The sequence below is a fragment of the Enterococcus sp. AZ104 genome (assembly GCF_050546705.1).
Taxonomy (GTDB): Bacteria; Bacillota; Bacilli; order Lactobacillales; family Enterococcaceae; genus Enterococcus; species Enterococcus faecalis.
Genome location: NZ_CP172952.1, coordinates 1251626 through 1273099 on the forward strand (window position 1 = coordinate 1251626; position 21474 = coordinate 1273099).

Annotated in this window: 17 protein-coding genes; 16 read left to right on the forward strand and 1 reads right to left on the reverse strand. The window is 36.9% G+C overall.

Annotation, left to right across the window (positions count from 1 at the left end; genetic code table 11):
• Positions 1 to 16: 16 nt before the first annotated feature.
• From IGJ37_RS06070 to IGJ37_RS06145, 16 genes are all read left to right on the forward strand, one after another.
• A complete protein-coding gene (locus IGJ37_RS06070) occupies positions 17 to 1669 on the forward strand; it encodes a peptide ABC transporter substrate-binding protein (RefSeq protein WP_325814793.1) in 1653 nt (550 codons plus the stop codon).
• Between the two features lie 309 nt (positions 1670 to 1978).
• Positions 1979 to 2812 carry a PRD domain-containing protein gene (locus tag IGJ37_RS06075; protein ID WP_126264728.1) on the forward strand — a complete coding sequence of 278 codons (834 nt, stop codon included), beginning with the start codon at positions 1979 to 1981 and terminating at the stop codon, positions 2810 to 2812.
• 36 nt (positions 2813 to 2848) lie between these two features.
• A complete protein-coding gene (nagE, locus tag IGJ37_RS06080; protein ID WP_002374894.1) occupies positions 2849 to 4846 on the forward strand; it encodes an N-acetylglucosamine-specific PTS transporter subunit IIBC in 1998 nt (665 codons plus the stop codon).
• A 240-nt stretch (positions 4847 to 5086) separates the two neighbouring features.
• Positions 5087 to 6568 (forward strand): BglG family transcription antiterminator, encoded by a 1482-nt coding sequence (locus IGJ37_RS06085; RefSeq protein ID WP_002408520.1) that lies wholly within the window; start codon positions 5087 to 5089, stop codon positions 6566 to 6568.
• Positions 6558 to 7010 (forward strand): PTS sugar transporter subunit IIA, encoded by a 453-nt coding sequence (locus IGJ37_RS06090; RefSeq protein WP_010709411.1) that lies wholly within the window; start codon positions 6558 to 6560, stop codon positions 7008 to 7010. Before IGJ37_RS06085 ends, IGJ37_RS06090 begins: the two co-directional genes overlap by 11 nt.
• Positions 7010 to 7327, forward strand: coding sequence for a PTS fructose transporter subunit IIB (locus tag IGJ37_RS06095; protein WP_002357651.1), 318 nt, complete (start codon positions 7010 to 7012; stop codon positions 7325 to 7327). Before IGJ37_RS06090 ends, IGJ37_RS06095 begins: the two co-directional genes overlap by 1 nt.
• 19 nt (positions 7328 to 7346) lie before the next feature.
• Positions 7347 to 7796, forward strand: coding sequence for a PTS sugar transporter subunit IIA (locus IGJ37_RS06100; RefSeq protein WP_002396374.1), 450 nt, complete (start codon positions 7347 to 7349; stop codon positions 7794 to 7796).
• Between the two features lie 109 nt (positions 7797 to 7905).
• Positions 7906 to 9006 carry a PTS fructose transporter subunit IIC gene (locus IGJ37_RS06105; RefSeq protein ID WP_142963603.1) on the forward strand — a complete coding sequence of 367 codons (1101 nt, stop codon included), beginning with the start codon at positions 7906 to 7908 and terminating at the stop codon, positions 9004 to 9006.
• A gap of 137 nt (positions 9007 to 9143) precedes the next feature.
• Positions 9144 to 9833 (forward strand): D-allulose 6-phosphate 3-epimerase, encoded by a 690-nt coding sequence (alsE, locus tag IGJ37_RS06110; protein ID WP_002396372.1) that lies wholly within the window; start codon positions 9144 to 9146, stop codon positions 9831 to 9833.
• A 290-nt stretch (positions 9834 to 10123) separates the two neighbouring features.
• Positions 10124 to 10741, forward strand: a complete 618-nt coding sequence (locus IGJ37_RS06115; protein ID WP_002380274.1) for a lysozyme family protein — start codon at positions 10124 to 10126, stop codon at positions 10739 to 10741.
• A 128-nt stretch (positions 10742 to 10869) separates the two neighbouring features.
• The gene (locus IGJ37_RS06120) at positions 10870 to 13206 is read left to right on the forward strand and encodes a cation-translocating P-type ATPase (RefSeq protein WP_002371171.1); all 2337 of its coding nucleotides are present in this window, start codon (positions 10870 to 10872) and stop codon (positions 13204 to 13206) included.
• Positions 13207 to 13522: 316 nt separating this feature from the next.
• The gene (dnaG, locus tag IGJ37_RS06125) at positions 13523 to 15409 is read left to right on the forward strand and encodes a DNA primase (RefSeq protein ID WP_033593062.1); all 1887 of its coding nucleotides are present in this window, start codon (positions 13523 to 13525) and stop codon (positions 15407 to 15409) included.
• A gap of 108 nt (positions 15410 to 15517) precedes the next feature.
• On the forward strand, positions 15518 to 16624 hold the full coding sequence (rpoD, locus tag IGJ37_RS06130) for an RNA polymerase sigma factor RpoD (protein WP_002360364.1): 1107 nt from the start codon (positions 15518 to 15520) through the stop codon (positions 16622 to 16624).
• Positions 16625 to 16775: 151 nt separating this feature from the next.
• Positions 16776 to 18839, forward strand: a complete 2064-nt coding sequence (locus IGJ37_RS06135; RefSeq protein ID WP_325814799.1) for a cell division site-positioning protein MapZ family protein — start codon at positions 16776 to 16778, stop codon at positions 18837 to 18839.
• A gap of 73 nt (positions 18840 to 18912) precedes the next feature.
• Positions 18913 to 19794: a CvfB family protein gene (locus IGJ37_RS06140; RefSeq protein WP_002361792.1), complete on the forward strand. Its 882-nt coding sequence runs from the start codon at positions 18913 to 18915 to the stop codon at positions 19792 to 19794.
• 115 nt (positions 19795 to 19909) lie between these two features.
• A complete protein-coding gene (locus IGJ37_RS06145; RefSeq protein WP_002357640.1) occupies positions 19910 to 20359 on the forward strand; it encodes a Fur family transcriptional regulator in 450 nt (149 codons plus the stop codon).
• 51 nt (positions 20360 to 20410) lie between these two features.
• On the opposite strand, the gene gap is transcribed toward IGJ37_RS06145, so the two are convergent.
• On the reverse strand, positions 20411 to 21421 hold the full coding sequence (gene gap / locus IGJ37_RS06150; RefSeq protein ID WP_002394438.1) for a type I glyceraldehyde-3-phosphate dehydrogenase: 1011 nt from the start codon (positions 21419 to 21421) through the stop codon (positions 20411 to 20413).
• Positions 21422 to 21474 lie beyond the last annotated feature (53 nt).

The following is a 21474-nucleotide window of genomic DNA, read 5'->3' on the forward strand; positions in this document are numbered from 1 at the left end:
ACATAGGGGGAATAGTATGAAAAAGTTAAAAATGATGGGGATTATGTTATTTGTTAGTACGGTCTTGGTAGGTTGTGGCACAACAGCAGAAACAAAAAGAGACGAGAAAGCAACTGAGAAAACCAGTGTCTCGAAAAAAGTTTTAAATTTAATGGAGAACTCGGAAATCGGTTCAATGGATTCTATTTTTACACAAGATGAAGCCAGTATTAACGCACAGTCCAATGTCTTTGAAGGGTTATATCAATTGGATGAAAAAGATCAACTAATACCAGCTGCCGCTAAAGAGATGCCTGAAATTTCTGAAGATGGCAAACGATATACCATTAAACTAAGAGAAGATGGTAAGTGGTCCAATGGTGATGCTGTAACAGCCAATGATTTTGTTTTTGCTTGGCGTAAATTAGCGAATCCCAAAAACCAAGCCAATTACTTTTTCTTGTTAGAAGGAACGATTCTGAACGGAACAGCTATTACAAAAGAGGAAAAAGCACCAGAGGAATTGGGTGTCAAAGCGCTTGATGATTATACTTTGGAGGTTACTTTGGAAAAGCCTGTACCGTATTTTACGTCATTATTGGCATTTTCTCCATTTTTCCCACAAAACGAAGCATTCGTGAAAGAAAAAGGACAAGCCTATGGCACTTCTAGTGAAATGATTGTATCTAATGGTCCATTTTTAATGAAAAATTGGGATCAGTCAGCGATGTCGTGGGATTTTGTGCGTAATCCCGACTATTACGATAAAGAAAAAGTAAAATCAGAAACGATTCATTTTGAAGTTCTTAAAGAAACCAATACCGTTTATAATTTGTACGAATCAGGTGAATTAGATGTGGCTGTCTTAACAGGAGATTTTGCTAAACAAAATCGAGACAACCCAGACTATGAAGCAATCGAACGGTCAAAAGTCTATTCCTTACGTTTAAACCAAAAAAGAAACGAAAAACCATCCATTTTTGCAAATGAGAGTGTCCGCAAAGCTTTAGCTTATGCTTTGGATAAAAAAAGTTTAGTCGATAATATTTTAGCAGATGGTTCAAAAGAAATTTATGGGTACATTCCAGAAAAATTTGTATATAACCCAGAAACGAATGAAGATTTTCGTCAAGAAGCAGGCGCCCTTGTCAAAACAGACGCCAAAAAAGCCAAAGAGTATTTAGACAAAGCAAAAGCAGAGCTAAACGGAGATGTAGCCATTGAACTTCTTTCAAGAGATGGTGATAGTGACCGAAAAGTTGCTGAATTTATCCAAGGCCAGTTACAAGAAACGTTGCCAGGTCTCACTATTAATGTCAAAACAGTTCCTTTAAATAATGCGATTGAATTAATGAGAAAAGGGGATTATGAATTGTCTGTTGGCATGTGGGGACCCGATTATCAGGATCCAATGACTTTCTTAGAAAGCTCAGTTAGTGGTAACCGTATGAACTATTCTAGCCCAACGTTTGATCAACTAATTGAAGAAGCAACAACTAAATACGCAAATGATCCTGAAACTCGTTGGCAAACATTAATTAAAGCTGAAAAAGTATTGGTGGAAGAAGATGCCGCTTTAATTCCTTTATACCAAGAGGCCCGTAGTCAGCTTATACAACCAGGTGTCAAAGGCATTCAGTATCATAACTTCGGTGCAACGAGCACATATAAGTATGCCTATAAAGAATAAATTAGTGAACAAAAGTACCTTTAGCTGAAGGTACTTTTTTCCCGATAAGAGCTTCTTTTTTGTTAATAGTCAACAATTAATAAAAAAATAATTGAAAAAGGTTGACAAAAATAATGATACTCGTTAGAATAAGCACTGTTAACAAATGAATAGCGTTTTCATGTGACTAGATAATACTAGGCATGGAAGAATTTCGTAATACAATGTGGTGTACAATGGTTACGCAACATGTTTAACGGGATTGTTCTATGCTTTTTTTGTTGTTTTCACTGAAGATGTTAGAATTACTTCTGCAGAAGAGGGTCATTTATGAAAATTAAAAAGGTGCTGAATCAAAATGCTGTACTTGTTCTTGACGAAGGACAGGAGAAAGTAGCTGTCGGTAAAGGCGTCGGGTTTAATAAGATTAAAAATGATGTCTTATCTCGACAATTGGTGGAGCGGATGTTTGTGATGGAGCCAGAAGGACTGAAAAAACTTCAAGTACTGCTATCACAAATTGAAGACAAATACTTTTTAGCGAGTGAAGAAATTATCCAACATGCTGAAACGGTATTGGGTGAAAAGTTGAATGAACATATTAATATTGGGTTGAGTGATCACATTGCTTTTGCAGCTGAAAATATTCAAAATAATATTATTGTTCGGAACAAGCTTTTAAGTGAAATTGAGATTTTATATAGTGAAGAATTTGCTATTGCTCAATGGGCTGTAGAATATTTAACACAAACCTTAGAGATTCCATTTAGTTATGATGAAGCGGGGTATATTGCGATTCATATCCATAGTGCTCGCAGCGGGCGTACTGATAATAGTAAAAGTATCCGTGAAGTTACAATCGTTTCTGAAATTATTCATTTAATCGAGCAGGAATTGGCTATTGATATTCATGATGATAAAAATAGTCTCAGTTATTCACGTTTGGTGAATCATTTACGTTTGTTTATTCATCGCTTCCAACAAAATCAATACGCTGTTTTAGATGAAGAAATTTTGGAAGTCGTAAAGAAAAAGTATGCTGAAAGCTATGAAATCTCAAAAAAAGTACAAGTCTTATTAATGAGAAATTTTCATTATCAAGTACCAAATGAAGAACTTGGTTATTTATCGATTCACATTGAACGATTAAGAATGACCAAATAATAAAAATTAAATAGTTTATGTGAGGAGTTACGTATAATGAAAGCGTATATGCAAAGAATGGGACGTTCTTTAATGTTACCAGTTGCTGTATTACCGGCGGCTTCTTTATTAGTCGGTATTGCTAACTGGATCGTGGGAACAATCGGCGCTAGTCCAGCCACAACTTTTCTAATGAATGGTGGTTTGGCTATCTTAAACAACTTAGCATTATTATTTGCGGTTGGTTTAGCGTTAGGAATGTCAAAAGATAAAGATGGATCGGCAGCATTAGCTGGTTTAGTCGCTTATTTAGTGCCAAAAACTGTTTTAGCGCCTGCTTCTATCCAAGCCATTAAAGGCTTCAAGGATATTGCTGAAGTAAACCCAGCCTTCAACAGCATGGACAACAATGTCTTTGTCGGGATTGTCGCTGGTTTAGTTGCCGCGGCAATGTATAATCGTTTCTCTGGTGTGAAATTGCCAATGGCTTTATCATTCTTTAGTGGAAAACGTTTAGTTCCTATTATGTCAGCTATTTCGATGTTAGCAATCTCAGCTGTCTTATTCTTCTTCTGGCCAGTTGTTTATAACGGATTAGTTGCTTTTGGTAAAGGAATCTCTAGCTTAGGTTTCGTAGGAGCTGGCTTGTATGGTTTCTTTAACCGACTATTAATTCCAACAGGCTTACACCATGCTTTGAATTCTGTTTTCTGGTTTGATGTTGCTGGTATCAATGATATTGGGAACTTTTTAGCTGGTCAACAAGCGTTAGATACTGGTAAAGCAATTGTAGGACAAACGGGTATGTATCAAGCTGGTTTCTTCCCAGTAATGATGTTTGGTTTACCAGCAGGTGCGTTTGCAATTTATCAATGTGCACGTCCTGAGAAGAAAAAAGTTACAGCTTCATTAATGTTAGCTGCTGGTTTTGCGGCTTTCTTTACAGGCGTAACTGAACCTTTAGAATTCTCATTTATGTTCGTTGCTTGGCCTTTATATGTTTTACATGCAGTCTTTACAGGTATTTCTTTAGCATTCGCTGCGTTTATGCATTGGACAGCTGGCTTTGCCTTTAGTGCAGGTTTTGTAGACTTCTTCTTAAGTTTGAAAAACCCAGTCGCGAATCATCCAATGATGTTGGTGGTTCAAGGACTTGTCTTTGCAGCAATTTACTACTTCGGTTTCCGTTTTGCAATCACTAAGTTTAACTTAATGACACCAGGACGTGAAGAAGGCGATGGCGAAGAAACGCCAGATGTTGCAGAAGGCGACAACAAATTTGCTTCTCTAGCTCGTCGTATTTATGATGGTTTAGGCGCTGATGCTAATGTAACTTCTATTGATAACTGTACAACTCGTTTACGCTTAACAGTGAAAGATACAGGCAAAGTGGATCAAGCAAAAATTAAAGCAACTGGGGTTCCTGGTGTGAAAGTCATTGATGACACCAATATCCAAGTGATCGTTGGTACGGAAGTACAATTTGTTGCTGACGAAATGCAACGATTATATAACCACCAAGCGCCAGCAACACCAGTCAAAGAAACACCTGTTTCTCAACCAGTTGTTGAAGAAAAAGCACCGGTTTCAACAAAAGAAACTGAATTATATTCTGTAGCGAATGGGAAAGTTATTCCTATTTCTGAAGTACCAGATGATGTTTTCTCAGCAAAAATGATGGGTGACGGTTTTGCTGTCGTACCAACAGACGGCGAAGTTTCAACACCCGTTGCTGGTAAAATTACTAGCATTTTCCCAACAAAACATGCGTTAGGTATCCAAACAGATTCAGGCATTGAAGTATTATTACACATGGGTCTAGATACTGTTGAGTTACAAGGTGGACCATTTACATTACATGTTGAAGAAGGCCAAGTTGTAAAACAAGGCGATAAAATTGCAACCATTGATTTAGCGGCATTAGAACAAGCTGGCAAAAAATCAGATTTAATTGTTGTTTTCACAAATCAAGATATTGTTGCTCAATACGATTTACAAAAAGCAGGTCAAACGACTTCAATGAATGATGTAATCGGAAATGTTACCGTAAAATAAAAGTAAAAAAGGGCTAGCCGTAAGGCAGCCCTTTTTTGTATTCTTTGAAAGTATTAGTGCCTGTAGAGCCAGTAATTCAAAATCGCTTGCTCTGCAGATTTTTATTTATAAATAGCCTTAGAAAGTTTCGCATAATTGAACACTTTAACCACTCACAAAAATGGCCAATGTAACGGACAGAAAACAAGGAAGCGTTTTCTTTTATATGGATTATAATAAATATATCAAGGAGGGGTTGCTATGAGTTCGAAAAAAGAACGTGGACAAAAATTGTTGTTACTTCTCTCAAAAAAACAAGATTATATGACTGCAGAAGAATTGGCAAACTGCCTAAGTACTTCTCCTAAGACAGTTTATCGTTTGATAAAAAAAATTAACGATGAATTTTCAGAAGGTTCACTCATATTATCTGAGAAAGGACGAGGATACAAGCTAGACTATGAACGATTTATGGAACAGAATCGACATTTAGTCGAAAAAGAAAGTGATTTTTCGCCAAGGGAAAGACGCAATCGAATTCTGGAGGAATTGTTGTTAGCTTCTCCACAAGCTAAAAATGTTTATGAATTATTTGCAAGATATTATGTTGGCGATTCTGTGATATTTAGCGATGAACAACAATTATCCGAAGATTTAAAGAAATATGATTTAACACTCAAACGGAAAAATCGAACGTTGGCAATTATCGGTGAGGAAAGAGCTATCAGGAAAGCCATTTCCGATAGAATACAACTGTTGAACATTATCGATATTGAGGATCTTCGAAACAACAAAGCATTAAATTTTAATAATTATGATGTCCTTTTTACGTTAGATCAAGTCAGGAACATTGAAAAAAAACTGGATATTACTATTCCACATCCATATAACGTAAACATCTTTTCGCATCTTTATATCTTAATTAGTCGTTCACGAAAAGTAGCTATTTCTGAAAAATACCAATTATCTAACGAAGAAGAACAAGAATTAACAAAGGACTTAGTCCTCAAAAAGGTCGCGCAAACAACGATTCAACAGATTGAAACTTATTTAAATAAGAGACTGCCTAACGTTGAAATTTATTACTTATATCAATATTTGGTTTCTTCTAGGATGCAAGGTTCATTTAGTAAAGTAACTAATTTTTCTTTCAAAGTAATGCAAGTTACTCAATTTTATTTAGAGGAAATGAGTGCACAACTAAAAATTTTAACTGATAATGATCAGCTACTTCTTGAATTGGCTAGTCATATAAAACCAATGATAAATCGTCTTGAAAACGGCATACATGTTAAGAATAGTTTATTGGATCAAATAAAAATGACGTATGAAACAATTTTCAGAAAAATTGCGCAAGTTTCTAAGCAAGTAAGTAAAAACTATCAATTGCCGGCTATAAACGAAGATGAGAATGGGTTTATTACATTGTATTTTGCGCGAATGATTGAAACCAATCAGTTACCTATTCGTACTTTGATTATGTGTACCACTGGAATTGGAACTTCAGAACTATTGAGAGTAAAAGTTGAAAAGAAATTTCCTGAATTACAAATTGTTGAAATTATTGCCACACGAAATATAAAGAAATCATTAAAAGATTATTCTGATATTGAATTGATTCTTACAACGATTCATTTACAGGAAAAGGTCCCCATTAAATCATTGTTGGTAAGTGCCATGTTTACAATGGATGATCAGTATCGATTACAAAGAAAAGTTGAGGAAATCTATCATGAACGTTAATCCTTTATACCAAGTTTTCCTAAACCAAGAACTTCTTTCAAAACAGCAAGTATATCAATTCATTGCAGAAACAGCAGCACCTTTGTTAACGCTCGAAGAAAAAAAGCAGATTGAGGAATCTTTGGTAAATCGTGAGAAGATGGGAAGTAATCAGATTGCAGAGCAAGTTGTCTTGCCACATTTAGAGAATGCACTCTTGAAAAAAAGTGAAATATATCTGATTGGCTTAAAAACAGAAATCCAAGAATGGACGGCAGACATTAAGCAAGTGAAATTAATTATTGTCATTTTACTAAAAGAAAATGAACAGTTAAAAGTAAAAAAAGAAATCAGTCGATTTACTAGAAAATTAGCAAATGAAGACTTCTTAGAAAAGTTGTTGCGTTTAAAAACAGAAACAGATTTTTATAAAATTATAGAAAAATTTGAGGAGGAAAAATAATGAAGATAGTCGGCGTAGCAGCCTGCACAGTAGGAATTGCTCACACATATATCGCACAAGAAAAATTGGAGAACGCTGCAAAAAAAGCAGGAGTTGAGATCCATGTAGAAACACAAGGGACCATTGGGATTGAAAACAAACTAACGGATGAACAAATTAAGGAAGCGGACATTGTTATATTAGCCATTGATGTAAAAATTTCTGGAAGAGAGCGTTTTGATGGGAAACGAATCATTCAAGTACCTACAGAAGTTGCTGTAAAATCACCCACTAAACTAATTGAAAAAGCAGAAGAAGTTATGACACAAGAAAAGTAATCTTCTAGGAGGAATTGTAATGGAAGTAAAGGATATCATTGACTTAAAAACCGTTAAAACGAATATGAATGTAAATACAAAAGAGGAAGCGTTAAAAGAATTAGCCAATCTTTTGCTTGAAAATGGCAATATTTCTGAGGAAAAAGGTTTTATAAAAGATATCTATGATAGAGAGGCGGAAGGCCAAACAGGCATCGGAAACTATCTAGCCATTCCACATGGCAAAAGTGCGTATGTAAAAAAAATAGGCGTGGCCATTGGTATTAATAGTACAGAAATTCCTTGGGAATCTTTAGATGGTAATGGCGTAAAAGGAATCATTCTTTTTGCTGTGGGTAATGATCATAAAGAAACAACTAGCCATCTTAAACTATTATCATTGTTTGCCAGAAAACTCGGAAATGATGAAGTAGTGAGAGAATTCCTTCAATCAAAATCGCCAGAGGATGTAGTGAAGGCATTCTCTTAATGAAATTACTAAGACAGCATATTGTGGATATTTTCTACAGAAAAATCCACAACAGTAATTTTTTTAAATAGAAAATAAAATGAAAAGAACAATGTTTAGGAGGATAAAAATGAAAAAACTAAAAGAGTTAAATCTTAAAGGTCATTTATTAACAGCAATCTCATATTTAATTCCAATTGTCTGTGGCGCTGGCTTTTTAATTGCAATTGGTATGGGGTTTGGTGGCTCAAGTCAAGGAATCTTGGTGCCAGGTGAATTTTCGCTTTGGGATGCTTTAGCTACTATGGGTGGCGCTGGCTTAGGCTTACTTCCGGTTGTTATATCTACTGGCATTTCTTTTTCAATCGCCGGTAAACCTGGAATTGCTCCAGGCTTTATTATTGGTTTAACTGCGAATGCAGTTGGTGCCGGCTTTATTGGTGGTATCTTAGGTGGTTACTTGGCAGGATATCTTGTATTAGCTATTTTGAAATATGTGAAATTACCCAATTGGGCGAAAGGGTTAATGCCAACATTAATTATTCCATTTTTAACCTCAATTACTGGTGGATTAATCATGGTATATATTATCGGGACCCCAATAACGGCATTTACTTCATTATTAACGAACTTTTTAGATAGCTTAGGTAACTCGTCATTATTAATTTTTGGTGGTGTAATTGGTTTATTAAGTGGTATAGACTATGGCGGACCCATTAACAAAACTGTTTTTGCCTTTGTTTTGACAATGCAAGCGGAAGGACTTAATGGACCAATTACAGCATTGCAATTAGTAAATACAGCAACGCCAATAGGCTTTGGATTAGCTTTCTTCTTTGCTAAATTATTTAGAAAAAATATTTATACAAAACTAGAAGTTGAAACGTTAAAGTCTGCCGTACCAATGGGCGTGATTAACATTGTTGAAGGTGTTATTCCTTTAGTTATGAATGATATTGTCCGAGGAGTCATTGCTACAGCGATTGGCGGCTTCGTGGGTGGCGCAACAACAATGATCTTAGGGGCAGATGCGACTGTTCCATTTGGCGGTGTTTTAATGATTCCAACAATGAGTAAACCGCTGGCTGGCATTATTGCAATTGTTGTAAACGCTGTGGTTACCGGTTTAGTTTTAGCTATTATTAAGAAAGATGTAACTGAGAAAGATATGGAAGCGTTAGTAGAAAAAGAAGAAGAGGAGATAAACTTGGAAGATATTCAGATTTTCTAAACAAAATGAAAAAGCGCAACAAAATTAATGCAATTTATATTGCCTGTCAGAGATGTGTCAACGTCTGAATATAACGAGTTAGAAAAATTTTCAAAAACATCAACCAAATAATCAGATAGAAAGAGTTGAAAATTAGAATGAACAAAGTTGAATTTTCTCCGTCACTAATGACGATGGATTTGGACAAGTTTAAACAACAAATCACCTTTTTGAATGATCATGTTGCTTCGTATCACATAGACATTATGGATGGTCACTATGTGCCAAACATTACATTATCTCCGTGGTTTATTGAGGAGTTAAGAAAAATTTCGAAGCTCCCAGTATCTGCCCATTTAATGGTTACGAATCCAAGCTTTTGGGTACAACAACTAGTAGATATCAAATGTGAATGGATTTGTATGCATGCAGAGGTTTTAGATGGTCTAGCATTTCGCCTAATTGACCAAATTCACAATGCTAATCTTAAAACAGGGATCGTCCTTAATCCCGAAACGCCTATTGAATCAATCTTTCCATATATTGAATTGTTGGATAAAATCACAATCATGACCGTTGATCCAGGCTTTGCTGGCCAGCGATTTATTGAAGGAACACTTGATAAAATTGTTGCTCTTCGTAATTTACGTGAAGAAAAAGGGTATCGTTATGTAATTGAAATGGACGGCTCATCGAATAGAAATTCATTTAAGCGAATTGATGCTGCAGGACCTGATATTTATATTGTTGGTAGAAGCGGATTGTTTGGATTGAATGAAGATATTGAAAAAGCTTGGAGAATGATGAGTAGAGACTATGAAGAAATGACTGGGAAAAAAATTCCATAAAACATTTGACTGTTTGTTAAAAGAATAGATAAGTTGTATAAAGTCAAGCCTAGAAAAGAATTTTGTTCATTCTTATCTAGGCTTTTTTGATGCAATAAATAAGCGCCAATAGAACAAAATTACTTGTTATTCTATTCTAGATGAAAACGTTCAATCTTGCGAAGTTACGGTTTGTTCACAAAAAAGTTACTTTTATTAAATAAAACTAAAGAAGTAACAAAAACTTCGCTTTTTTCAGTTATTTCAAGTAACATAGAACGTATCTTAAAAGAAAAAGTTTGGATGATTCGATGCGTAGAGTAAGAAAAATAATTTATAAAATCATGCTACTTTTGTTTGTTGGTTTAGTTGCTGGTCTTGGCTATCTTGGCTATAAAATACATCAAAATGTTGAAACGGTAATGACCTTTGAAAAACAAGTAGAAGCAGAAGTCAAAAAAAATAAAATACCTGAATACAAAACATTAGCTTTAGCGATTATCTATACAGAATCTAAAGGGAAATCTGGCGATATTATGCAGAGCAGTGAAAGTGTTTATGGACAACAAGAAGTGATTGAAACACCAGAAGAAAGTATCGCACATGGCGTCAAATTTCTCGCGGAAGCGTTAGCGAAAGCAAAAGAAGCTGGCTGTGATGAGTGGACAGGCGTACAAGCATATAATTATGGACTGGATTATATTCAGTTTGTTAAAGAACGCGGTGGGAAACACACGACAGAGTTAGCAGAAGAATATTCAAGAGAAGTCCTTTCACCGTTGCTAGGGAATGACCAAAATACGAGATATCGTTATTATCGTTGGCAAGCGTTAGTTTACAATGGTGGTTACCTTTATCAAAATGGTGGCAATATGTTCTATGCGGAAATTGTCAAAATGAATCGTTGGTTTATTGAAAAGTTAAATTAAAACGAGAAAAGTCTAAAGAATTCTTTCAACTTACAGGAATTTTTTAGGCTTTTCTTGCAGTTTCATGAAAATGCAAGTAAACTAGAAGGGATGTAACTGATTAATTGAAAAGGTAGGGAAAGAGCTGGATGTTGAATAAAGTCGACCTGAAAAAAGGGTTAAGTACAGAAGAAGTTGCCAAGCAGAAAGAGTTAGGCCTTCAAAATAATTATGAGGAAAATGTAGCAAAATCTACAAAAGATATTATTTTTGATAACGTCATGACGTTATTCAACTTTTTAAACTTTGCAATCGCTGTTTGTTTACTATTTGTCGGAGCGTATTCCAATCTGGCTTTCTTAGCGATTATTATTGTGAACATGTCAATCGGGATTTTCCAAGAAATTCATGCCCGTAATTTAGTTCAAAAATTATCTATTGTGGCAAAAGAAAATGTTCATGTTGTTCGAAATGGCGTACAACAAGAAATTGATACAAAAGAACTAGTTATGGAAGATATTGTTATTATCTCTGCAGGGGAACAAGTTCCTTCTGATATGGAAGTTATCGACGGTAAAGTCGAAGCGAATGAAGCGTTGTTAACAGGCGAATCAGATTTAATTGAAAAGGAAATCGGCGATACCTTGCTTTCTGGAAGTTTCATTGTTAGCGGACAAGCCTATGCCCGTGTTATCCACGTTGGTGCCGAAAACTATGCTGTGAAAATCACCCAAGAAGCCAAAGTGCATAAACCAATTCAATCAGAGTTAGTCAATTCGATTCGTAAAGTCTCTAAATTTACAAGTTGGGTGATTATTCCTCTGGGGATTATTTTATTTGTTGAAGCTTTTTGGTTAAGAGATGCTGGCATTAAAACATCTGTTGTTGCTTCTGCAGCTGCTTTGTTAGGGATGTTACCAAAAGGATTAGTACTATTAATTAGTATTGCGCTGACAACAGGTGTCATTAAGTTAGCCAAGAAACGTATTCTAGTACAAGATATGTACTCAATTGAAACATTGGCCCATGTGGACACTTTGTGTTTAGATAAAACTGGAACGATTACAGAAGGTAAAATGAAAGTGCAAAAGGCGATTATCTTGCATGACAAATATGAAGAACTCTTCCCACAGATTATCGGAAGCTACCTATCTGAAAGTACGGATAATAATATTACAATGCAAGCAATTCGTGATCATTATGAAGTATCCAATCGATTTGGCGCAAAAGAAGTCTTGGCTTTTTCTTCTGAACGAAAATGGGGGGCTATTGAATTTCCAGAAATTGGGACAGTTTATTTAGGGGCTCCTGAGCGTTTGGTAGACGATAGTCGGTTGCCAGAAGCTGTTTTTACAGCACAAGAGAATGGGTATCGCGTCTTGATGTTAGCCATTGCGGAACAACAACCGTTAAACGAAACCAAAATGCCTTATTTAGAGCCATTAGCAATTCTAGAAATTGACGATCCAATTCGCCAAAATGCCAAAGAAACACTGGCTTATCTAAAAGAAGAAGGAATCGACTTAAAAGTAATTTCTGGTGATAATCCGGTAACTGTTTCAAATATTGCTCGTCGTGCTGGGCTACCCGGTTATGAGTCTTATATTGATTTGTCGACCAAAACGACAGAAGCAGAAGTGCGTGAAGCAGTTCAGCAATACACAGTGTTCGGACGTGTATCGCCTCAGCAAAAACGAACCATTGTGCGTGAGTTGAAAGACACAGAGCATGTGGTGGCGATGACCGGCGATGGCGTCAACGATGTTTTAGCGTTACGAGAAGCGGATTGTAGTATCGCCATGGCAGAAGGAGATGGCGCTACTCGGCAAATTTCTAATCTAGTTTTACTAGATTCTGATTTTACAACGTTACCAGATGTCTTATTTGAAGGACGACGTGTGGTAAATAATGTAACCCGAGTTTCCAGCGTTTTCTTCATTAAAACGATTTATTCGTTTATTCTCTCAATCATTTGTGCCTTAACGGCCATTGCGTTCCCGTTCATTCCGATTCAAGTGACCTTGATTGATTTAGCAATTGAAGGATATCCAGCCTTCTTCTTATCTTTCGAAGGGGACAAACGAAAAGTTGTCGGGAAGTTTTTACCAACGGCTTTGAAAAATGCGTCTGTTAATGCGCTTTTAGTTGTAGCGAATATCATTGCTGTTTATCTGATTGGACAAAATCAAGGATTTTCTTCTTTAGACACCACGACGTTAATGTATTATTTATTAGTTGGAATTAGCTGTATGGCTGTTGTTCGAGCATGTCTGCCTTTAAATCCACTACGCATTTTCTTGGTTTTCAGTACCATTATTGGTATTTATGTAGCAGCTATGTTATTCCACAACATTTTAGAAATTGGTTTCTTAACTTCGCAAACAATGGGTCTCTTCTTTATTATGATGGCCATTAATATTGTGGTGCGTGTAGCAATTGGTTTCGTACAAATGAAACGTACTGGAAAAACAATTAAAGATTTATAAAAAGCAGAGGTTGAGCCAAAAGCATTCGTCTCCAGAAATGCAGTTCTTCTTTAAATCTTGAAGGAAGTCGGAGCAAGCTTGATGTTTAACTGATTATTTTAAGAGTTAGTGTCTGGGGCAGGAGTCAGGATGACTTTTGTCCTAGATACTTTCTTTTTTTGTTGAGTTGAAACAAGATACTTGAAAAACAGAGATTATGTGATACAATAAATCATGTGTAAATGTGTCCATTGGAATTCGCACTGAAATGACAGTGCGTTTTTTAAACGGTCAATCACATGAGTTAGCACAATGCTATTCTTAGGAGGTGAGGACAATGGCACAACGCATTCCTCAGGAAGTCATTGAGGAAGTTCGTCACCGAACGAATATAGTAGATATTATTGGGCAGTATGTCCAGTTAAAAAAATCCGGTAAAAATTATATGGGTTTATGTCCGTTTCACGAAGAACGTTCCCCTTCATTTTCAGTAGCAGAAGACAAACAAATTTTTCACTGTTTTGGCTGCGGGAAAGGTGGAACTGTTTTTAATTTCTTGCAAGAAATTGAAGGCATTAGTTTTCCAGAATCCGTGAAACGTGTTGCAGATTTGGAACATTTATCTGTGGACTTTGATTGGTCAGAGCCGCGTGAAGTAGCGGATACCCCAGAAAACCAACAAAGACGGAGTTTGTTACAACTGCATAGTAAAGCCGCAGAACTTTACCATCATATTTTAGTGAATACTAAAATTGGCGAACCCGCATTAAACTATTTATTAGAGCGGGGGTTAACACAAGAACTAATTGAGACCTTTCAAATTGGATTTGCGCCGCAAAAACGTGATTTCTTAAGTCAAGTTTTTAAAAATGAACAACTGGATGAAACGCTTTTTGAGCCTTCTGGGCTGTTTGTCCAAAGAGATAACGGTACGTTTTTGGATCGTTTCTATCAACGAATCATGTTTCCAATTAATGATCCCCAAGGCAATGTCATCGCCTTTTCTGGTCGCTTGTTAAAAACAGCTGATTTTCCAGGGGATGAGATGCCTAAATACTTGAATAGTCCTGAAACAACACTTTTTAATAAGCGAGAAACGCTGTTTAACTTTGATAAAGCCAGAAAAGAAATTCGTAAAGAAAATACAGTCTTGCTTTTTGAAGGATTCATGGATGTTATCGCTGCTTGGCAATCAGGCGTAAAAAGTGGGGTGGCTTCAATGGGGACTAGTTTGACCAATGAACAAATTCGGCGTTTGGAACGGGTCGCTAAGGAAGTAGTTATTTGTTACGATGGCGATAATGCCGGTGTTCAAGCCACAAACCGTGCGATTCAATTATTGCAAGAAAACAGTCATTTTGACTTGAGTATTGTCAGCATCCCTGAAAAGCTGGATCCTGATGAATATGTGCGGAAATATGGCGCAGAAGCTTTTCAAAATTTAGCCAATCATGGCCGAGAAACAGTTTTTAGTTTTAAAATGAACTATCATCGGTTAACTAGAAACATGAATAACGAAAAAGAACAATTGGATTATGTGAACGAATTGTTACGGGAGTTAACCAATGTTCAATCTCCCTTGGAACGTGATCGTTATTTAAACCAAATTGCTCAGGAATTTCAACTTTCTGTTCATAGTTTGGAAGAGCAATTCAATCAATTGAAGCAAGAGCAACGTTCAGTCCAACGACAAGAAAGGCAACAATTTTATCAAGATGAAATGATGCCACCACCAATGGAAGAACCTGTTTTTGAAGAGAATCACGTCCAGAACAAGTTACCGTTAACCCAAGTTCAAAAAGCAGAACGTTCTTTATTATTTCGTTTAATGAATGAACAAGGAGTACGGCAAACCATTCAACAATTGCCAGATTTTTCATTCGCTCATGATGAATACCAAGAATTATATTTCTTGCTAGAAAGTTATGCGACACTGCATCAAAGTTTCGACATTGCCGATTTTATTAATTTCTTGCAAGATAATCAAACCAAACAATTAGCAATTGAAATTGCGTATCAGAATTTATCGGAAGAAAGCTCTGAGCGAGAAGTTGCCGATTTATTACATGTAATTGCCTTATCGAGTATTGCAGAGGCAATTGAGCAGAAAAAGATTCAACAGCAAGAAGCAAAACGAGTGGGCAACCAACAGCTTGAAGCCGAATTAGCAATGGAGATTATCCAATTGGCTCGACAGCTTAAAGCTCAACGAACATTTACTTAAGCAATATAATGAATAGAACTAAGCGTTTTGTTCATTTTATTTTGATAAGTCCCAGTGATTTATCAGTTATTTCAAGCGTGAACCGAAAAATGAAGGGGGCCTTCTTTCATGGAAAAAGAAACAAGTAAAAAATATGAAGCTGCAGTGGCAGCATTTATCAAAGAAAACAAGCCTAAAGGAACAGTGGTTTATGATGATTTAGCGAATCAATTAGCCACACCGTATACTTTGGATGCAGAAGCTATGGAAAAATTGATCCAAAAAGTTGAAGATGCTGGTATCAGCGTGGTCGATGAAAATGGAGACCCAAGTGAACATAGCTTGAAAAAAGATGAAAAAGAAGCGGAAAAGGCCCAAGCAGAAGACTTATCTGCGCCAACAGGTGTTAAAATTAATGATCCCGTGCGTATGTACCTAAAAGAAATTGGGCGCGTTCAATTGTTAACTGCCGCAGAAGAAGTTGAATTGGCACTTAAAATTGAAGAAGGCGATCAAGAAGCAAAACAACGTTTAGCAGAAGCCAACTTACGTTTGGTTGTTTCAATTGCCAAACGATATGTAGGTCGTGGTATGCAATTCTTAGATTTAATTCAAGAAGGTAATATGGGCTTAATGAAAGCTGTTGAAAAATTTGATTACCGTAAAGGGTTCAAATTCTCTACGTATGCTACTTGGTGGATTCGTCAAGCGATTACGCGGGCAATTGCGGACCAAGCTAGAACGATTCGAATTCCTGTTCACATGGTTGAGACAATCAATAAATTGATTCGGATTCAACGCCAACTATTGCAAGATTTAGGTAGAGAACCAACGCCAGAAGAAATTGGTGCGGAAATGGATTTACCAACAGAAAAAGTTCGTGAAATCCTAAAAATCGCACAAGAGCCAGTCTCTTTAGAAACACCAATTGGTGAAGAAGATGATTCACATTTAGGTGATTTCATTGAAGACCAAGATGCTACCAGTCCTGCTGAACATGCAGCTTACGAATTGTTAAAAGAACAACTAGAAGATGTTCTGGATACTTTAACAGACCGTGAAGAAAATGTTTTACGTTTACGTTTTGGTTTAGATGATGGTCGGACACGTACGCTAGAAGAAGTCGGAAAAGTTTTCGGTGTCACTCGTGAACGTATTCGTCAAATTGAAGCAAAAGCGTTAAGAAAACTAAGACATCCTTCTCGTTCAAAACAATTAAAAGACTTTTTAGAATAAACATACCGTTTAGCGGCTCTTTTCGTGCATGCGAGAAGAGCCGCTTTTGATTTTTAAAAAGTCTCTAAATGTCATTGCTAGTTATTGGAAGAAGGCGCAAGTTGTGGTAAATTAGAAGTGATGGAATATTAGCAGAATGTGAGGCGGAAGAATGACAAAAAAATGTCCGAAGTGCGGGAACGAATTCGATGCAGAATTAACGACCTGCCCAACATGTGGCTATTCACTAACTGACACAACAGTTGATAAAGAAGAAGCGGAAACGACTTCAACAAATATAGATTTTGAAACACAGGAAAATGAAGAACACGAAGATCAATTAAATGAGAATATTGAGTGGTCTGAGTTAAAAGATATGAGCTTAGGCCATGTGATGGAACTGTTTGGCGAATCACCAGAAGAAGAAAGTAATGATGACAAAAAAGAAGAGTCGACAGAAGATAACTTAATAGTCTCTGATTCAGAGGATGTTTCTGGTCTAGAAGCATCGCTTCAAGAAGGGGCTAGTGAGGAGACTCATGATTCGGTGGAGGAGTCGATACCAGCGACAGAAGAGACGCCTACTCATTCAACAGAAGAAGAACTAGCAACGGACGAAGCAGTTAATTTAGAGGAAACAACAGAAGAAACAACTACTGTTGAAGCAGAAACAGCTGAGGTATCTGAGACAGTGAAGTCAGAAGAGGAAGCTTTAACAGAGATTTCAGGAACTGAAGTTATCTCTACTACTTCTGAAGAAGAAATTTTTTCACAACCACCGATAGAAGATCAAGATGTAACACCAAACGAAACTTTGCAAGCTTATATTCAAGCGCATCGAGCAGATACAGAAATGTCTGAAAATCCATTAGAAGAAACAGCAGAGACCCAAGAGTTAGAAAACAGCGGTGAGGCAGTATTAACCCAAGCCGAAACACCAACTGAATCCATTTCAGATTCTGAAGAAGGGTTAACAAGTGCAGCGTCGCTAGAAGCACCAAGTGAAGCTGATGCAACCGAGGAAAAAGTTTCAGATTCAGGTGTGATACCACCGATGAATGAAACTGGGAATGCTCAACCAGCGCCTGCTCCGAAGAAACCATCAAAAAAAGTAGTTTTCGTTGCGCTTGCGGTTGTTTTATTAGCTGGAGGTAGTGCTTGGGCGTATCATGATCAAACGCAAAAAGCTGCCGCACAAGAGGCGGCGGCACTAACCAAGAAAACAGATACGCTGAAAGATGAACTAGCAGCCTTTTATACCACGAAGGAGCAAGTTTTTATTAAACCCGATATGGTGACTGTTAGTCCAGAAAAACTCTCAAAACAAGTCGCGGAAATTAAAGATTCAGAAGAGTATTCTCAATTAAATAAACAAATTCAAACATTGAAAGAGAAGCAACAAACCATTCAACAAATCAACCAATTATTTGAGGCGCCGATTGTCAATGGCAATGAGTTGAAACCGGCGATTCTAGCTGCTGATCAACCAATTTCCGTAAAGAAATTAACAGGAAATGATCCATTTGACCAATTGATGAACCAAGCAATCGATCAAGCGAACCAACAATACAACCAATTACAAAAAGCTAAAAAAGCGGTTGAGGTCATTTATAAAGATGGAAAAACTACCAATCAGCTGAATCGAGACACGTATCAAGCTGCTAAGGCAGAAGTAGATAAAGTAACAAGTGATAAGCTGAAAAAAGAACTGGTCAAACAAGTCACGACAGCTGACCAAGCGTTAACCAAGGTTGAAGAAGAACAGAAAAGAATTGCAGAAGAACAAGCTGCCGCAGAGCAAGCAAAACAAGCAGAAGAACAAGCGAAACAAGCTGCTGCCGCAAAAAAAGAGGACGCTAAGAAGGAAGAAACAGCAAAAACAGAAGCGAATGGCTACACGGCGCCGAATAGTGACGGGGTTTACACTAGTCCGCTTTATGCGCCAGATGCTGCCGATATCGCTGATAGTAGCAATCCAGCGTGGACATGGGCACCAGGTGTGAAAGAAAAAGTCTTAGACACAGTGATTGCTCGTGGCTATGTGGTTCCTGGCGGATATTCTTTAGAACCTGCCAAAATTGTGAATGGCGAAGGTTACTACAATCTTTATGCAACAAACAATCAATCAAAATTATTAGAAGGCACTACAGAGAAAAATGTTCACATGTATTTAGTTACAATCAATGCTAAAACAGGTTGGTTCAAAGGGAACGCTTCTCGTAATGCAGGGCAATAAAAGAAAATAGAAACAATCGAACAAAAGCGGAAATCTTTTGTTCGATTGATTTTCCTTGAGGAGTTAATGATAAATGAGAGAATTACTAGCAACAACATTTACCGGCATTGTGGTCGATGAAAATGAACAATTTTATTTTGTTCAAAAAAATGGCATCACATTCCGTTTAAAAAAAGAAGAAGGTACGCATGCTATAGGGGAGGCTGTAGAAGGGTTTGGTTATTTAAATCAAAAACAAGAGCCAGCACTGACAACTACAATTCCTACTGTGCGCATTGGTAGCTATGGCTTTGGTACTGTCACAGGAACGAGACGTGATTTAGGTGTCTTTGTGGATGTTGGCTTACCAGATAAAGATGTCGTTATTTCGTTGGATGAATTACCAACCATGCGGGAACTTTGGCCTAAAAAAGAAGACCGAGTAATGGTTACTTTAAAAGTGGACAGTAAAGACCGCATTTGGGGCGAATTAGCAGATGAAAAAGTCTTTAAAGCAATGGCAAAACGTGGGAATGCTGAAATGCAAAACCAAAACTTAACCGGGCATGTGTATCGTCTGAAACTTGCAGGAACGTATATTTTAACTGATGATTTATACATTGGATTTATCCATCCTTCTGAACGATTCCAGGAACCACGTTTAGGTGAAAAAGTAGTGGGACGTGTGATTGGCGTGCGGCCGGACGGCGTATTGAATCTTTCGTTAAAACCAAGAAGTCATGAAGTAATCAGCGATGATGCGTTAATGATTCTAACTTTCTTAGAAAGAGCAAACGATCACCAAATTCCTTTCACCGATAAATCAAGCCCTGATGAAATTAAACAAACCTTTGGCATTAGTAAAGCTCAATTTAAACGCGCCTTAGGCCATTTAATGAAACAAAAATTAATTAAACAAGAAGATGGTAAAACAATTCTAATTGGCTCGTTGGAACAATCAAAAGAAAAAAATTAAGGTAGCTAATTGAGAATATCTTGCAAATTACAGTTATTTCTTTTATAATTATTTTAATTTGATTGATAAATTAAGTTTCTTAATTTGTAATCATTCTAAACAAGGAGCTGTAATAATGGATTCGACTGCTGCTTTAAAAAAGACAAAAAAACAATTACATGAATCAGGCTTTAAATTAACACCACAACGGGAAGCAACCGTACTTGTATTATTGGAAAATGAAAAAGATCATTTATCAGCAGAAGAAATTTACTTCTTGGTAAAACAAAAAAGTCCGGAAATTGGTCTAGCAACAGTCTATCGAACGCTAGAAATTTTAACAGACTTAAAAGTCGTTGATAAAGTGAGCTTTAACGATGGTTTAGCTCGCTATGATTTAAGAAAAGAAGGCGCCAAACACTTTCACCACCATTTGTTATGCTTAGAATGTGGCACAATTGAGGAAGTGGAAGAAGACTTGCTTGGTGAAGTAGAGCAAATTGTTGAAAGTCGGTATCATTTTTTAGTCAAAGATCATCGCTTAACTTTTCATGGTATTTGTCAAAGTTGTCAAAGTAAACATTAAAAAAACTGCCTTGCATTAATTTATGCAAGGCAGTTTTTTTATTTATTGGCATTATAAATTAGCGAATTTTTCCAATAAGCGAATCATTTGGCAAGTAAAACCATATTCATTGTCATACCAAGCCACAGTTTTCACTAATTGGAAATTGCCAGCTGTCGTTACTTCTGTTTGCGTTGGGTCAAAAATCGAACCTTCTGTCGTGCCGATTATGTCTCCAGAAACAATTTCACGATCATCATAACCGAAAGAAGGGTTATCAATGGTGTGTTTTTTCATTGCTTCATTTACTTGATCAGCTGTTACTTTTGTTTTTAAAATGCTAACTAATTCTGTTAAAGATCCATCCACAACGGGAACACGTTGGGCATGGCCTTGTAATTTTCCATTAAGTTCTGGAATAACTAAGCCAATTGCTTTAGCAGCACCAGTTGAATGGGGAATAGTATTGTCTGCAGCAGAGCGTGCCGCACGAAGATTTCCGCCACGAACAGGGCCATCTAATAGCATTTGTGTTGATGTGTAGGCATGGACAGTTGTCATGGTACCAACTTCAATACCGAATTCATTATTTAAGAAGTAAGCCATCGGTGCTAGACAGTTTGTCGTACATGAGCCGGCAGAAATGATTTTATCGTTGGCATCAAGTGTATCATCATTGACGTTGTAAACGATTGTTTTCATTGCGCCTGCAGGAGCAGAGATAACCACACGTTTCACACCTGCATCTAAATGAGCTTGTGCTTTTTCTTCAGAGGTATAAAAACCTGTACATTCAAGCACAATGTCTACTCCGTTTTCTTTAACCCAAGGGATTTTACTTGCATCTGGTTCTGCGTAGACACGGGTTTCTTCGCCGTCAACAACAATGCCATTTTCAGTGGCTGTCACGGTGCCAGGATAGGTGCCATGCGTAGAGTCAAATTGTAATAAGTGAGCCAACATTGTTGGGCTAGTCAAATCATTGATAGCCACAACTTCAATATCATCAGAAACTTCTTTTATTCGGCGAAAGGCTAAACGACCAATTCTTCCAAAACCGTTAATTCCTACTTTGACTGTCATAACAAAAATTCCTCCTTTAGATGTTTGTGTTTCTTTGGACCCTTGCTGAAAAA